Genomic DNA, 16,198 nt, shown 5'->3' with positions numbered 1-16,198 from the left:
GCCGGGTTGAGGCGGCAGATCCCTGCGTTTTCCGGGTCGCCAACTGCGTTTACGGGGGAGTCCTTGATTGCCTAGTGCAAGACCGCAATACTGCGCAAGTAGGCAGTGCGCAGGCGATGCCGGCGTGTCTGGTTGGGGGGCAGAGTCATGACAGAGTTGTTCAGACCGACTAAAACATCAGCCGGTAAACCTGATCAGAAGGATGGAGAAGTCAATGGTGACTCTCGGTGAGGTATTCCTCAGTGAGTTCGCAGGAACGGCAACACTCATATTGCTTGGTTGCGGCGTGGTCGCGAATGTGGCGTTGAGTAAGACGAAGGGCAACGGCGGAGGCTTCCTTCTCGTCAACTTCGGCTGGGGTCTTGGCGTTTTCGCAGGTGTCTTCGTGGCGGTTCAGTCCGGCGCTCACCTTAACCCCGCGGTAACCATGGGCCTGATCTTCAACGGCTCAGACCTGGCTCCCGGCGTGGAAACAAGTTTCGCCTCAGTCATGGTCTATCTGGCCGGGCAGCTGCTGGGCGCAATGCTCGGGGCCGTGCTGGCCTGGCTCGCGTACAAGAAGCAGTTTGACGATGAACCCGACGCGGCGAACATCCTGGGCGTGTTTTCCACCGGCCCGACGATCCGCTCCTACGGCTGGAACGTTGTTACTGAAGTCATCGGCACCTTTGTGCTGGTGTTTGTCATCCTCGCGTTCGGCGGGACCCCGAATGAGCTCGGCCCCCTCGCGGTGGGCCTTCTGGTGCTTGCGATCGGTGCCTCCCTCGGCGGCCCGACCGGCTACGCCATCAACCCCGCACGTGACCTCGGCCCGCGCATCGTCCATGCCCTGCTGCCCATCCCCAACAAGGGCAAGAGCGACTGGGCCTATGCCTGGGTGCCGATTGTCGGCCCCATCATCGGCGGCTCGCTGGCAGGTCTGGTCTTCAACGGCATTCCGATGCCCGTCGTCTAAGTCCCTCAGCACGGCGGCTTGTTCCCGTGCTCTCCCGTCCGTCCAGCAGTAAAAGGAGCCAACCATGCCTGACCCGACCTACATCATTGCCATTGACCAGGGCACCACCAGCAGCCGTGCCATCGTGTTCAACCACGACGGCGAAATCGTCTCGACCGGTCAGAAGGAACATGAGCAGATCCTCCCGCGTGCCGGCTGGGTGGAGCACGATCCCGAGGAAATCTGGACAAACGTCCGGGAAGTTGTGGGAACCGCGCTGTCAAAGGCGAACCTGACGCGGCACGACATCGCCGCCGTCGGCATCACCAACCAGCGCGAAACCGCCGTGGTCTGGGACAAGACCACGGGCAAGCCGGTGTACAACGCCATTGTCTGGCAGGACACCCGCACGCAGCCGACGGTGAACGAAATGGCGAAGGACGGCGGCCTGGACCGCTATAAGGAACGGGTGGGTCTGCCGCTGGCCACCTACTTCTCCGGCACCAAGATCAAATGGATCCTGGACAACGTGGAAGGCGCACGTGAGCGCGCCGAGGCCGGAGACCTGCTCTTCGGCAACACCGACTCCTGGATTGTCTGGAACCTCACCGGTGGCACGGAAAACGGTGTCCACATCACCGATGTGACCAACGCTTCGCGCACCCTGTTCATGAACCTTGAGACCCTGACCTGGGACGAGGAAATCCTCAAGGACTTCGGCGTGCCGATGTCCATGATGCCGGAGATCAAGTCCTCCTCCGAGGTGTACGGCACCGTCCACGGCGCGCAGCTCCTGCGCGAAACCCCCGTCGCCGGAATCCTGGGCGACCAGCAGGCCGCCACCTTCGGCCAGGCTGCCTTCAGCCAGGGTGCTGCCAAGAACACCTACGGCACCGGCTGCTTCCTGATCTTCAACACCGGTGAGGAGATCGTCCGCTCCGAGAACGGCCTGATCACCACCGTGGCGTACCAGCTGGGCGATGCCAAGCCGGTCTACGCACTGGAAGGCTCAATTGCCGTCACCGGTTCGCTGGTCCAGTGGCTGCGCGACAACCTGGGCATGATCCAGAGTGCCGCGGAGATCGAAACCCTCGCCACCGAGGTCACGGACAACGGCGGCGTGTACATTGTGCCGGCCTTCTCCGGACTGTTCGCTCCGCACTGGCGTTCCGACGCCCGCGGCGCGATCGTGGGCCTGACCCGGTTCGTCAACAAGAACCACATCGCCCGCGCCGCGCTGGAGGCCACCGCCTTCCAGACGCGCGAGGTGCTCGACGCCGTCAATGCCGACTCCGGCGTGCCGCTCACCGAGCTGCGGGTCGACGGCGGCATGGTCGCCAACGAGGCGCTCATGCAGTTCCAGGCGGACATCCTCGGCGTGGACGTGGTCCGCCCCAAGATCGTCGAGACCACGGCCCTGGGTGCCGCGTATGCAGCCGGACTGGCCGTGGGCTATTGGAACGACACCGATGAGCTGGCCATGAAGTGGGCCGAAGATACCCGCTGGACTCCGCAGATGGAGGTCAGCGAGCGTGACCGTCAGATGCGGCTGTGGTCCAAGGCCGTAACGAAGACCTTCGACTGGGTCGACGAGGACGTGCTGTAAGCGCTTTTGCTTAAGCGGTAGGACTGCTGCAGCGGCAGGACTGAAGTGCCCCGGCGAATTTTCGCCGGGGCCCTTCGTCGTCCGCGCGCAGAACCCGGCGGCAACCGGCCGGGGGCGGTGTTTGACCCTTCCTGCCCTTTGTCGTAGCGTGCTGGCAGCATCAAAGGTGATGCAGGTCACGAAAGCGGGAATGAGTGTTGGAACCTACGGCAGGACGCGGGGGACTGCCGGTGGTGGTCATCGGAGCAGGACCCAGCGGGTTGGCGGCCATGCGGGCGCTGTCCCGCCGGGGGCTGGATTTTGTCGGCTTTGAACAGCACACCGATGTGGGCGGACTCTGGAACATCGAGAATCCGTCCAGCACCGTATATGAATCCGCCCATCTCATTTCGTCAAGAACCACCACCGAGTTCGCGGAATATCCGATGCCCGCGGGCACCCCGGACTATCCCGGGCACCGGCACCTGCGGGAGTACTTCCGCGGGTACGCGGACCATTTCGGGCTGCGCGGCTCCATCCGGTTCGGGACGCAGATCACCTGCGCCACGGAGGACGACGGCGGCTGGCAGGTGTCCTGGCGCAGCGCGGACGGGGAGGGCAGCGCCAGGTTCAGGGCAGTGATTGTGGCCACCGGCACGCTGCACACTCCTTTCGTGCCCGAGTTTCCGGGCACCTTTGCCGGCGAGATCCTGCACTCGGCGCACTATAAAAACCCCGCCGAGCTGGCCGGCAAACGCGTTCTGGTCGTGGGTGCGGGCAACAGCGGCTGCGACATTGCCGTGGACGCCGTGCACCATGCCGCGGCCGTGGACATCAGCGTCCGCCGCGGGTACTACTTCATCCCGAAGTACATTTTCGGCCGGCCCGCCGACACACTGAACCGGGGCCGTCCGCTGCCCCGGCCGCTGAAGCAGTTCATCGACAAGCGGCTGCTGCGGATGTTCACCGGCGACCCCCGCCGCTTTGGCTTCCCCGACCCGGGCTACCGGATCTACGAATCGCATCCGGTGGTCAACTCGCTGATCCTGCACCACCTGGGCCACGGCGACCTCCGGGTCATGCCGGACGTTTCCCGGCTCGACGGTCACACAGTGCACTTTCGCGACGGCACTTCCGGAGACTACGACCTCGTGCTGCTGTCCACCGGCTACGTCCTTTCCTACCCCTTCCTGGATCGGGCCCAGCTGGGCTGGACCGGCCCGTCGCCGTCGCTGTACCTGAACATGTTCAGCCGGCAGGCGGAAAACCTGATGGTGGTGGGCATGGTGGAAGCCTCCGGGCTGGGCTGGGAGGGCCGCTACCGGCAGGCCGAACTCGCAGCCGCCTACCTCGCCGCGCAGGCCCGTGCGCCCCAGCGCGCGGCCGGGTTCCGGAAGGCCCTGGCCGGACCGTCACCTGACATGACCGGCGGCTACAAGTACCTTGGGCTGGACCGGATGAGCTACTACGTCAACAAGGATGCCTACCGGGCCCAATTGGCCGCCCACCTGGCGCTCCTTGACCCGCCGGACCACCCCGGCGGGTCAAATGGGGCGCCGGCGCGGCAGGAGGTGGGCGCGGATGCCCATTGACGACGTCGTACTGAGCTTCACCCCAGCCTCGCTGATCGTCCTGAACGCGGTCCTGGCCCTGATCATTCTCGGAATCGCCCTGGAGGTCCGCCCGTCTGACTTCCGAACCGTTGCCCGCCATCCCAAGGCGGTGGTGCTGGGCATCGGCGCCCAATACCTGCTCCTGCCCGCCGTCACCGTCGGGCTTGCCCTGCTGCTGAAGGTTCCAGCCTCGATCGCGCTGGGCATGATCCTGGTGGCGTGCTGCCCGCCGGGCGGAATCTCCAATGTGCTGACCCACCGGGCCGGAGGCAATGTTGCCTTGTCAGCGTCGATGACCGCGGTATCCAACCTGGTGGCCATCGTGGTCATGCCGCTGAATGTGGCGCTCTGGGCGTCGCTGAACCCGGCCACTGACGCCCTGATGCGGGACTTTTCCCTGAACCGCACAGAGATGCTGGTCCAGGTGCTGCTGATCATCGGGGTTCCCTTTGCCGTGGGCATGCCGCTGGCCCGTCGGTTCCCCGCCCTGACCGCCAAGGCCCTGCCGTGGGTGCAGCGGGTGGGCCTGGTAGCGCTGCTGGTGTTCATCGTCTCCGGCACGGCCAGCAACCTGGGACCGCTGCGCGAGCACCTCGGCACCATCTTCCTGGTGGTGCTGCTGCATGACGCCGTGGCCCTGGCCGTCGGTTACTGGACAGCCGCCGCAGCCCGGCTGGGGGAGCCGGACCGCAGGGCCTTCGCCTTCGAGGTGGGGGCCCGGAACACCGGGCTGGGGCTGGGCCTGACCCTCACCTTCTTCGCCGGGCTGGGCGGCATGGCCATGATTGCCGCCTGGTGGGGGATCTGGGACATTCTGGCCGGCCTGCTGCTGGCCACCTGGTGGCGGCGGCGGGATGCCCGGAAAGCCGTCCGCGCTGGCGGTGCTGCCGGCACCACAGCCCGGGAGGGAACCGCGTGAGCCGGGTCTGCGTCACCGGCGGCAACGGCTTCCTCGGCAGCGCGGTGGTGGCCAAGCTGCTGGAGCATCCGAAGATTTCCCACGTCCTGTCCCTGGACATCCGGGAACCCGCCGCCGAACGCCGCCTTGACGGTGTTCACTACGCCCTGGCCGATGTTTGTTCCCCCGACGTGGGCCGGCTGCTGGCGGAGCACCGGATCGATACCGTGGTGCATCTGGCGGCGATCGTGAATCCGGGCAAGGACACCACCCGCGAACAGGAGTTCAGGGTGGATGTGACCGGTTCCCGGAACGTGCTGGCGGCCTGCATCGACGCGGGGGTAAATCATGTGGTCATTTCCTCCTCCGGAGCGGCCTACGGCTACCACCCCGACAACCCGGCGTGGCTGCGGGAAAACGATCCGCTGCGCGGCAACGACGAGTTTGCCTACAGCCGCCACAAGCGCCTGGTCGAGGAGGAGCTGGCCCGCTGCCGGCAGGAGCATCCGGAGCTGAAACAGACGATCTTCCGCATCGGCACCATCCTGGGGGAGCAGGTCCGCAACCAGATCACCGCACTGTTCGATGCGCCGCGGCTGCTGCGGGTTGCGGGCAGTGAGTCCCCGTTTGTCTTTGCCTGGGACACCGACGTCGCCGACGCCATGGTCCGCGCCGTGGTGACCGGGCGCAGCGGCATCTTCAATGTGGCAGGCGACGGCGCCCTGACCGTCCGCGAGATCGCCGCACTGCTGGGCCGGGGGACGCTCACGGTTCCCGGCCCGGTGCTGGCGGCGGCCCTGTGGCTGGGGCGCCGGCTGAAGCTGACCGTGCACGGACCGGAACAACTGCGGTTCCTGCGCTACCGCCCGGTGCTGGACAACACGGCCTTGAAGGAAGACTTCGGCTTTGCCCCCACGTACACCAGCCGCGAGGCGTTCCTGGCCTTCCGTGCCGCCCGGGATGCCGCCGCGGCGGCAGGGCAAGCAGTAACTGCCCCAGGGCGTCCTATCCGGTAGACGCACGGACGCCCCGCAAAGATACGCAAGGCGAAGGATCCGGCACATGCAGGACAGCTGCCGCCGTCGTCGTACCTTTTGCCTGCGGCCCGCCGCTTCGCCGCCCGCGGTTCGGCTGGTGTACGGGCGGTGCTGTTGTAAAGTGGAAAGATGAACGTTTCCCTCCTCCTTAGGTAGCCGCGCACCGTCCGTGCGCGGCCAAGCCCCTTGCTTGCCGAGGGGCTTTTGTGTGTCTGGGGGAGAGCGTCAGGAACTTGAGTTTTAAGCGGCGGGACCGGCACGGACCGGCAACCGCGGATCAACAGGATTTCTTTGAGGACAGAGGCGACAACAGTGAGTACGCAGTCACAGACGGATGAGTCTGAAGAGGCCGTCTACAGTTTTGCGGACATCGAGCAGAAGTGGCCGGCGGTCTGGGATGAGCTCGGCGTGTTCAAGCCCGCCGACGACGGTTCCAAGGAACGCCGCTACGTGCTGGACATGTTCCCGTACCCCTCCGGCGACCTGCACATGGGCCACGCCGAGGCGTTCGCCATGGGTGACGTCGTCGCGCGCTACTGGCGCCAGCTCGGATACGACGTGCTGCACCCGATCGGCTGGGACTCCTTCGGCCTGCCCGCCGAAAACGCGGCGATCAAGAACAACGCCCACCCCAGCGACTGGACCTACCGCAACATCGACACCCAGGCGGCGTCATTCAAGCGCTACGCCATCAGTGTGGACTGGTCGCGCCGGATTCAGACCTCGGACCCCGAGTACTACCGCTGGACCCAGTGGCTGTTCAAGCGCTTCTACGAGCGGAACCTGGCCTACCGGAAGAACTCCCCGGTCAACTGGTGCCCCAAGGACCAGACCGTGCTGGCCAACGAGCAGGTCGTCAACGGCGCCTGCGAACGCTGCGGCACCCAGGTCACCAAGAAGTCCCTGAACCAGTGGTACTTCAAGATCACCGACTACGCCGACCGCCTCCTCGATGACATGGACCAGCTCAAGGGCCACTGGCCCGAGCGCGTGCTGGCCATGCAGAAAAACTGGATCGGCCGCTCCGAAGGTGCGCACGTCCGGTTCAACATCGAGGCCGACGGCGACAAGCCCGCCGAGCAGGTCACCGTCTTCACCACCCGCCCGGACACCCTGTACGGGGCAACGTTCTTCGTCGTCGCCGCGGACGCGCCGCTGGCCGTGGAGCTGACCACCGACGAGCACATGGACGCCCTGCTGGACTACCGCGAGCAGGTCAAGGCCCTCTCCGACATCGAGCGCCAGTCCACCGAACGCGTCAAGACCGGCGTCTTCACCGGCCGCTACGCCGTGAACCCGCTCACCGGCGAGAAGCTGCCGGTCTGGGCCGCTGACTATGTGCTGGCAGACTACGGCACCGGCGCAATCATGGCCGTGCCCGCGCACGACCAGCGCGACCTGGACTTCGCCAAGACCTTCGACCTGCCGGTCCGCCCGGTCCTGGACACCGGGGAGGAGGATCCGTCAGTCTCCGGCACCGCCACCACCGGCGAGGGCACCCTGATCAACTCCGGAACCCTGGACGGCCTGCCCAAGTCCGAAGCCATCCCGGCCGCTATTTCCATGCTCGAGGAGCAGGGCACCGGCGAGAAGTTCGTCAACTTCCGGCTGCGTGACTGGCTGCTGTCCCGCCAGCGTTTCTGGGGCACCCCGATCCCGATCATTCACTGCGAAACCTGCGGCGAGGTTCCGGTACCGGATGCCCAGCTGCCCGTTACGCTGCCCACCGGGCTGCGCGGCGAAGCACTGGCCCCGAAGGGCACCTCACCGCTGGCGTCGGTGGATGAATGGGTCAATGTGTCCTGCCCGACGTGCGACGGCCCGGCCAAGCGCGACACCGACACCATGGACACCTTCGTGGACTCGTCCTGGTACTTCATGCGCTTCGTCTCCCCGCACTACACCGACGGACCGTTCGACCCGGAGGCCGCCAAGAACTGGATGCCGGTGGGGCAGTACGTCGGCGGCGTGGAACACGCCATCCTGCACCTGCTCTACGCACGCTTCTTCACCAAGGTGGTCCACGACATGGGCCTGCTGGAAGCCAGCGAGCCCTTCAGCTCCCTGCTGAACCAGGGCCAGGTGCTCAACGGCGGCAAGGCGATGTCCAAGTCGCTGGGCAACGGCGTGGACCTGAGCCAGCAGCTGGACAAGTTCGGCGTGGACGCCGTGCGCCTGACGATGATCTTTGCCTCCCCGCCGGAGGACGACGTCGACTGGGCGGACGTCTCGCCGTCGGGCTCGGCCAAGTTCCTGGCACGGGCCTGGCGCCTGGGCCAGGGCGTGACGAGTGAACCCGGCGTCGACTTCACCGCCGGCGACAAGAAGCTGCGCGCCCTGACGCACCGGACCATTGCCGACGCGACCGAGCTGCTGGAGAACAACAAGTTCAACGTGGTCGTGGCCAAGACCATGGAACTGGTCAACGCCACCCGCAAGGCGATCGACTCCGGCGTCGGCGGTGCGGATCCCGCGGTCCGCGAGGCCGCCGAGACCGTGGCGATCATCCTGAGCCTGTTCGCCCCGTACACCGCCGAGGACCTGTGGTCCCTGCTGGGCCGCCCGGCCTCGGTGGCGAACGCCGGCTGGCCGGCAGTCGATGAAGCCCTGCTGGTCCAGGACACGGTCACCGCCGTCGTCCAGGTCCAGGGCAAGGTCCGCGACCGGCTCGAGGTGCCCGCCAACATCAGCGAAGAGGACCTGCGCGAACTGGCGCTGGCCTCGGACGCGGTGCAGAAGACGCTCGACGGGCGCGGAATCCGCACCGTCATCGTGCGCGCGCCGAAGCTCGTGAACGTCGTTCCGGCGTAGGCTGGCGCACGGACGGACAGACCAGGCAGGCAACAACGGGCAAGCGGCACGGGGGACAGATGAACGCGGACTGGCTGGAAAAGCTGAGCCAGCGAGCGAAACGGGGGCGGCTCCGCGAAGCCGGAGCCGCCCCCGCGCCCCGGGTCGGCGTGGTCACTGACTCCGCCGCCGCGCTGCCCGAAAACTGGGCCGCTTCCGCAGCAGTCACTGACCTGGTGCGGGTGGTTTCCATGCCGGTCATGATCGGCGATCAGATTTACGGCGAGGGCACCGACCGCATGATCGGTGCCCTCGCTTTGGCGTTGGCCCAGGGTTCCGAGGTTCGGACCTCGCGTCCGTCGCCGGGGCAGTTTGAGGCCGCCTACGCGGAGCTGGCTGCGGCCGGGTGCTCGTCGGTGGTGTCACTGCATCTCTCCGGCCACCTGTCCGGAACTGTGGATTCCGCCCGGCTCGCGGCGCGCTCGGCGGCCATTCCCGTGACCGTCATCGACAGCTCCAGCGTGGCCATGGGCCTGGGTTTCGCCGTCGTCGCCGCAGCGGAAACCGCGCGCGACGGCGGATCCGTTGAGTCTGTGGCTGCGGCGGCCCGGGCGGCCGCCCGCTCCGTCACCATCCTTTTTTACGTTCCCAGCCTCGAACAGCTGCGCCGCGGCGGCCGCGTCGGGGCAGCCGCGGGCTGGATCGGCACCCTGTTCGCCGTGAAGCCGATCCTGGTGGTGCGTGAGGGCAGGATCGTGCCGCTGGAGCGGGTGCGTTCCGCTCCGCGAGCCCTCCTGAGGCTGACCGAACTGGTCCAGCAGGACATTTCCGCCCGGACCGGGCGGGTGCGCGTTGCCGTGCACCACTTCGGCAACGAGGGCGAAGCCGAGCGCCTGGCCGGGACCATCACCGACGTTTCGCCCGATGTGGAACTGATGATCTGTTCGCTGCCCGCCGTGCTGGCCGCCCACGCCGGGCTGGGCGTGCTGGCTGTGGCGATAGCCGGAGAATCACCGGTGCCTCCGCCGGAACCGGGTGCGGGCCCCGGCGCCGGGCCTGAGGCTGGAACTCGACCGGGATCTGGTGGCGGAACCGGGCCGGGCCGCCCGTCGGCATAATCCGGCACTGGGCCGAGTGCTCTTCGTTCTACCCTGCAGTTCTGCCCTGCACAGGTTCCGCAGCGGCTACACGGCAGGGCACATAACTCACAGCGATGAATGTTCCCGCCCCCACCGTGCGCTGCCGTCCTAGCGTGAGGGCATGGCAGAACACCGCTGGGACACCGCACCCTCCGCACCGAGACTTTCGGCATCGTGGCTGACAGACGATCACCCTGATGAAGCAGGGAAGGCCCCCAAAACTCCCGGCATATCCGAAGCCTCCGATGGCATCGGCACTGGCCCGGGGGTCCCGTCAGGTCCGCCGCGGCGATGGCTCCTGTCCTTTCGCGCCGCGGTCCTTGCCGTCTGCCTGCTGATCGGAGTGGCCACGGGCCTGGCGGTTTTTAAAGGCGGTGGCACTCCTGCTGAAATCAGCAGCGTCGAGCTCGACCTGGACGGGTCGGATCCGGACGGTTCAGACGGGGATGGTGCTGCAGACAGCTCAGGCTCCGGCTCGGGCGCCGAGGACCAGACATCCGGCACCGAAGATCAGGGACAAAACCAGGCACACGGGCAGAACCAGGAGGACGAACAGGGCTCCGGAGCGGACGTCGGCACCCGCAGTGATCCAGCCAATGGTGCCCCAGGGCAATCTCCTGTTCCGTCAGTGCTGGTAATCCACGTCGCCGGGGCCGTGACGCATCCCGGCGTGGTGCGGGTGCCGTCCGGAAGCAGGACCGCTGATGCGGTGGACGCCGCAGGCGGAGTGATGCCGGAGGCAGACCTCACTGCCGTGAATCTCGCGGCGCCGTTGCAGGACGGAATGATGGTCGTCGTGCCCCGGGTGGGAGAGGCTGCCGTACCGCCGCCGCAGGAACCGGCCAGCGGGGCCGATGCCGGCACCGGCACCGGTGGATCAGGGACGGGATCTGGATCAGCAGCGGGCGGCGGGGCTGGGCTGCTCAACATCAATACTGCCTCGCTGCAGGAACTCGATTCCCTGCCCCGGGTTGGGCCTGTTATTGCCGAACGCATCATTGCCTGGCGCGAGGACCACGGCAGCTTCTCCCGTCCGGAGGACATTGATGCGGTGCCCGGCATCGGTGAAGCCATGCTGGCCGCCTTGCTGCCGCTGATCACGGTCTGAGGCCCGCAGATGTCGAAACCGGCACGCAGTTTTCCGAGGGGTGCGGGTGAGGAAGGGCCGGGTGAGTCTGGTCCGGGTGAGCCCGGACTGGTTGAGCCGGGACGTGTTGCACCGGGTCCGGTTGATCCGGGACGTGTTGCACCGGGTCCGGGTGAGCCGGGACTCGTTGAACCGGGTGAACCCGGTGAACCCGATGAACCGGGGTCCGTCCGCCGGGGCAGCCGGTGGCATCGGTACACGGCCGCTGCGGTCCAGGGGCAGCTGCCGGCAGTCACTGCGGGCTCGGCCAATACGGCAGACTTCTCCAATTCACCAGACTCCTTCACTGCCGCAGGCTCGTCCACTGCAGCAGGCTCATCCAAAACTGCAGGCTCGGCCAGGACCTCCGGGCCGTCCGGAGCCTCACGGGCCGCAGGTTCCGGCCCCGCGTCCCGGCTGTTGCACCGGCTTCGCGTACGGGCGCGGGCATCGGATGCCCCGTCCGACCTGCAGATACACCCATTGCTGGAGTTGCGTCTGGTGCCGGTGGCCGCCGCCGCCTGGATCGCGGCTGCCCTGGCAATGCGTGCCGACCAGGGTGCGTCGGCCACGGCCGCCGGCTTCGGCCTGGCCGGCACGGCCTTGATTGTGGTGGCGATGGCTTTCCTGCTGCAGAAGCGCAGGTTCGCAGTGAGGCGGGCCGGCCCCGGCCGACCTTGGCCGCTGCTGAGGACCTTGGCCCGGGCCGCTGCCGTTCCGCTGGCGGCTGCTTCTCTGGTCTCCGTCTGCGCCGGGGCGCTCCTGGCGGAACGCACCGCCGGTCCCGTCGCCGCCGCCATCGCCGACGGAGCGGCGGTCACCGGCGACTTTCGCGCCGTAACCGATGCCCGGGCCGTCGCTGCTGACCAGTTCAGCGGAGACTCCCGATTCCTGGTGGAGACCGTGCTCGAGGAAGCGACCAGCGGGGGACAGCGGTTCACATCCGCCGCAACGGTTCTGGTGATTGGCAACAGCGGCTACGGGAGCATCCATCTGGGTGACACGTTCAGCGCGGCGGGGAACCTGCAGGCGACCGCGCCGGGAGAGCGTTCCGTGGCCGTGCTGTATGCAAACGGGCAGCCTCGCGTGGAACCCGCCGGCGGCTGGTATGGGCAGACCGCCCGGATTCGAACCACTTTTGCCGCTGCTGCCGGCCAGTACTCCGGTGTCGTGGGAACGGATGCTGCGGGCCTGCTGCCGGGCATGGCCCTGGGGGACCGGAGCACCCTCGATGCGTCATTGGAAACTGCAATGAAAAACACCGGACTAACGCATATTGTTGCGGTCTCCGGGGCCAACTGCGGATTTTTACTCGCCTTCGTCTTTCTGCTGGCCCGCTCGGTGCGGTTGCCGCGGAGCGTTGCAGCAGCCGCCGGAGTGCTGGCGCTGCTCGGATTCGTCCTTGTCGTCAGGCCCGATGCCAGCGTTCTGCGGGCGGCAGTGATGGGCAGCCTGGGAACGCTTGCAGTGCTGACGGGGCGGGGAAAGCTGCCGGCAGCCTTGCTGTGCCTGTCCATCACCGTCCTGCTGGCCGTGGATCCCTGGCTGAGCGGCAGCTACGCCTTCATCCTCTCCGTACTGGCGACTGCCGGGCTGATCCTGCTGGGACCTCGCCTGACCGAGCTCCTCTCCCGGCGCCTGCCCTGGCCATTGGCTGCTGCCCTGGCCGTGCCTCTGGCCGCGCAGTTCTTTTGCTCTCCTGTCCTTGTGCTGCTGCAGCCTCAGGTTCCGGTTTTCTCGCTGCCGGCAAATGTTGCAGTTGCGCCAGTAGTACCTCTGGTGACGGTGGCCGGGATGGCAGCAGCCGTCCTTGCGGCCACTGTTCCGGCGCTGGCGGTCCCGTTCCTGCTGGCAGCCGGGGCAGGAGCAGCTTGGACCGCGTTTGTTGCCCGATCCTTCAGCACGCTGCCGGGATCACTGCTGCCCTGGCCGGCGGGTGCACCCGGAGTCCTTCTCATGGCGGCCGCGGCCGGTGCCGGCGTCTGGCTTCTCTGGCGGGCGGGGCCGGGCAGAGAGGAACGGACGGGTGGCGAGGAACGGACAGGTGGCGAGAAACGGCGGATGGGTCGGCTGCTGTCCGGGCGTCGAGCCTCGGGCCGCACCCACCGGCGGCCGGACGCGGCGTGGGAGGAGTCGGGGAGGGATGCCGCGACGGGGTGGCGGAAAACGGTACCGGCAGCAGCCCTCCTTCTGCTGCTGCCGCCCGCAGCATCGGCCGCCTGGACCTATATGCTGCCCGGACCGGCCCCTCCGGGATGGACGGCCGCAGCGTGCGACGTGGGGCAGGGCGACGGCCTGGTGGTGCGGACAGGTCCAAACCGGGCTGTGGTGATCGACGCCGGGCCCGATCCGGATGTCATGGACCGGTGCCTGGATCGGCTGGGCGTGGAAACGGTGGACCTGTTCATCCTCTCCCATGCGCATCTGGACCACTATGGAGGATCCGCTGGCGTGCTGAGGGACCGGCAGGTGCACCGCATCGCCTATTCCACCGCGGAGCAGCAACTTTCCGGACCGCTGCGGGAGGAATTGGAAGGGGCCGGTGCAGAGATGGTCCACCTCACGGAGGGCATGGCCGCCAGGATCGGCACACTCCAGTGGGAAGTACTCTGGCCTCCCGGGAACGGTGCGCAGGCCACTGAGAATGACGCCAGCGCCGTTGTTCTGATCACGGTCGGCGCGGAGGACCAGCCGGACTCGAAAACGCAACCCGGCAGGCCACAGCTCACCCTGCTGCTTACCGGAGACATCGAGCAGGAGGCCGCAGCCGCGGTGTTGTCCCGGCATGCGTGGCTTGCAGCGGACGGCGTGGATGTGCTCAAGGTCCCCCATCACGGAGCCCGGAACGGCGGTACGCAGCTGATCGAAGAACTTCGGCCGAGTCTTGCACTGATCTCGGTTGGAGCCGACAACGACTACGGACACCCCGGCCCGGCGATTCTTTCCGCCCTGGAACGGGCCGGCACCGCCGTGGCCCGCACCGATCTGCTGGGTTCGATCGTCCTTCAAACGGACGGCACAACTGTGAAGGTTAGGCGGCTCGTTCGCCGTGCACTTCGCGGATGAGAATGGTCACGGCGGCTGAAAGGTGGTTTCACTAAAACGGGGCGCTCTGCTTCCTGGTGTGGCATGGCCTCATTGATCCATGATGATGAGTCCGTTCGGGCCGAGAAGGGGTCTCCCATACGCCACTTGGGCAATGAGGCGAAGCCCAACGCCTTGCCGGGCCTCCCGATGCCAGATGAAGGAACCCGTTCTCTATCGCACCCGGCTCACAGGGCCACGGATGACTGCCCGAACGTGATGACTGCCTGAACGTCTTGCCGCGTGAAGTTCACGGGAACCTTCGGCCAATTGCTCGGTGGCTGCGGTATCGCAGCTACAAGTTTGCCCCTGTGGGAGTTGGGGAAGAGGTCTGAGGCTGGGGGCCAGAAAGTCCTAAAAGATGGCGCAAGATGGTGTTCGCATCTTTGGTTCCCGTGGCGTGGTCCATCTGTTTGCGGGTCGTGCCATTGGGCTCGACGCTTGGTGCGTCATAAGTCCAGTAGCGGGTGTGAGGAAAAAACAGAAGCTTGTAGACCTTAGCTCTCCATCCGGTCAGCGACAGCCGTATGGGGATATCCCGCACACCTGGCCCGAATTCCGGAGCAACAGGTCCACCTACGGGATCGCCAAAGACTCGGGACTGCACCGGGAAATAGAGATTCGACCAGCGGGTTGGACCGAATGGTGCTCCAGAGTGTGCAACCTGCATGGTCCTTGTCTTGCCTCTTGTTTCGTAGGATCTTCCATGGAAAGATTTTTCGTCCCCCTTTCCGATAGTCGGTGGGCATCGCGGGTATTCGCGCTCATCCTGCCGTTGCCGGAGTTTTACAGAGCGTGTGTCAAGAAGAAGGGAAGCGTGCGCGAGAGGGGAACCAAGCGTGACGAAGTCTGTAACCAGCCAGCGGACCCCTCGTTTTCGGTTTTCCTCCCTGAGTCGTGCTTGGGCTTGTTGGTACTTGTCAACCTGGGATGGGCTGGGCAATTTGCCAAGCTTCTGCGCACGCTGGTCAAATACTCCAGCTTCGGGTTGGTTTCCATAGTGGGCGGAATCAGGGTGCCGGAGTTCATCCCAAGCCAACCGAAGCAGGTCATAACCAATGACGCTTCCCAGGCTGTGACCAACCACTATAATCCGGTCATAACGTCCGTCCTCGTGAAGCTTTCCCAGCAATTTCAAGCCGTCAGAGCGTATGTTATTGCGTGCTGTGACATTACGGGGGTGGGGTGTCAGATATCGTGCCGAATCTGCGAGATAACGGGTAAGAAACCGTCCTGCGATGATCTCGATTATCACAAGGCTCAGGGCTATTCGGGTCTGCCAGGACTGTAAAGCGCCCACTGGTCCTTTTGTAATTACCTGATCGGGTAGGGATATTCCGAGGAACAGTGCAATGAGGAGCCCTGCAACTTGTATGACGCCAACGATTCCTCGCAGGGTTCGGTTCAATTTCCAAAAAGGCTTTCGGAACACAAGTGTAACGGCCCAGCGGAGGGTCTCACGGAATTTACCGTCATCCATGTGGTGCGCCCAATACAGTTCGTAACAGTCGACCATTGGTCCATTATTAGTCTTTCTAAAAGTAAATCGGCGCAATTCAAAGGAACCAGATAGTCGGTCGGGTTTATTCCAATAATCGTGTGGCCGTAAGCCCCTAATAAAGCTACGCAGCGAGTCCATGGGGCGCTGCTCACCCATCCCGTGAATCAGGATGATGGCCTCTCGCTTCTTATCTTCCATGTGCATTGGCTCCTGGGCTTATGCTTGTGTCGGCTAACCCTGGTCGCAACCACCAAGACGTCCGTCGGCTTGGAAAAACGCTGGTCTTCCACTCCTGCGAGAAGCTATGCCACTCATAGCGCCAGAAGTGCAGTGGGGCGAGCCATGTACTCCCGATGTCCAGCTCGGACGTCGCACGCGGAACGGTCTTCCGGTGGCTTCGTGGCGCGAGTCAACGTCAATGGGATCTTCCCAAAGCGAAGGTAGGATCGGCTTGAAAAGGCCAACCTGTGCTGTATCGAACATACGAACCC

General features: G+C 65.7%; 10 protein-coding genes. 9 read left to right on the top strand and 1 reads right to left on the bottom strand.

Annotated elements, in window-relative coordinates; all coding sequences use genetic code 11:
* Positions 1–217 precede the first annotated feature (217 nt).
* The 9 genes from QNO08_RS10435 (at position 218) to QNO08_RS10395 (ending at position 14,188) form a co-directional block, all read left to right on the top strand.
* Positions 218–955 (top strand): MIP/aquaporin family protein, encoded by a 738-nt coding sequence (locus QNO08_RS10435; protein ID WP_229965785.1) that lies wholly within the window; start codon positions 218–220, stop codon positions 953–955.
* 64 nt (positions 956–1,019) lie between these two features.
* On the top strand, positions 1,020–2,540 hold the full coding sequence (gene glpK, locus QNO08_RS10430; RefSeq protein ID WP_229965581.1) for a glycerol kinase GlpK: 1,521 nt from the start codon (positions 1,020–1,022) through the stop codon (positions 2,538–2,540).
* Between the two features lie 194 nt (positions 2,541–2,734).
* The gene (locus tag QNO08_RS10425; RefSeq protein ID WP_284155587.1) at positions 2,735–4,111 is read left to right on the top strand and encodes a flavin-containing monooxygenase; all 1,377 of its coding nucleotides are present in this window, start codon (positions 2,735–2,737) and stop codon (positions 4,109–4,111) included.
* Positions 4,101–5,051 (top strand): bile acid:sodium symporter family protein, encoded by a 951-nt coding sequence (locus tag QNO08_RS10420; RefSeq protein WP_229965585.1) that lies wholly within the window; start codon positions 4,101–4,103, stop codon positions 5,049–5,051. The genes QNO08_RS10425 and QNO08_RS10420 overlap by 11 nt, the downstream gene beginning before the upstream one ends.
* Positions 5,048–6,046: an SDR family oxidoreductase gene (locus tag QNO08_RS10415; protein WP_229965587.1), complete on the top strand. Its 999-nt coding sequence runs from the start codon at positions 5,048–5,050 to the stop codon at positions 6,044–6,046. The genes QNO08_RS10420 and QNO08_RS10415 overlap by 4 nt, the downstream gene beginning before the upstream one ends.
* A gap of 333 nt (positions 6,047–6,379) precedes the next feature.
* Positions 6,380–8,878 (top strand): leucine--tRNA ligase, encoded by a 2,499-nt coding sequence (gene leuS / locus QNO08_RS10410; protein WP_442860487.1) that lies wholly within the window; start codon positions 6,380–6,382, stop codon positions 8,876–8,878.
* A 59-nt stretch (positions 8,879–8,937) separates the two neighbouring features.
* A complete protein-coding gene (locus QNO08_RS10405) occupies positions 8,938–9,975 on the top strand; it encodes a DegV family protein (RefSeq protein WP_229965588.1) in 1,038 nt (345 codons plus the stop codon).
* Between the two features lie 142 nt (positions 9,976–10,117).
* Positions 10,118–11,104: a helix-hairpin-helix domain-containing protein gene (locus QNO08_RS10400; protein WP_229965589.1), complete on the top strand. Its 987-nt coding sequence runs from the start codon at positions 10,118–10,120 to the stop codon at positions 11,102–11,104.
* A 501-nt stretch (positions 11,105–11,605) separates the two neighbouring features.
* Positions 11,606–14,188 carry a ComEC/Rec2 family competence protein gene (locus tag QNO08_RS10395; RefSeq protein ID WP_229965787.1) on the top strand — a complete coding sequence of 861 codons (2,583 nt, stop codon included), beginning with the start codon at positions 11,606–11,608 and terminating at the stop codon, positions 14,186–14,188.
* Positions 14,189–14,501: 313 nt separating this feature from the next.
* Here QNO08_RS10395 and QNO08_RS10390 read toward each other — a convergent pair whose 3' ends face one another.
* Positions 14,502–15,905, bottom strand: coding sequence for a hypothetical protein (locus QNO08_RS10390; RefSeq protein WP_229965590.1), 1,404 nt, complete (start codon positions 15,903–15,905; stop codon positions 14,502–14,504).
* Positions 15,906–16,198 lie beyond the last annotated feature (293 nt).

The organism is Arthrobacter sp. zg-Y820 (assembly GCF_030142155.1).
Lineage (GTDB): Bacteria > Actinomycetota > Actinomycetes > Actinomycetales > Micrococcaceae > Arthrobacter_B.
This window is presented reverse-complemented; position numbering and strand designations above follow the sequence as displayed.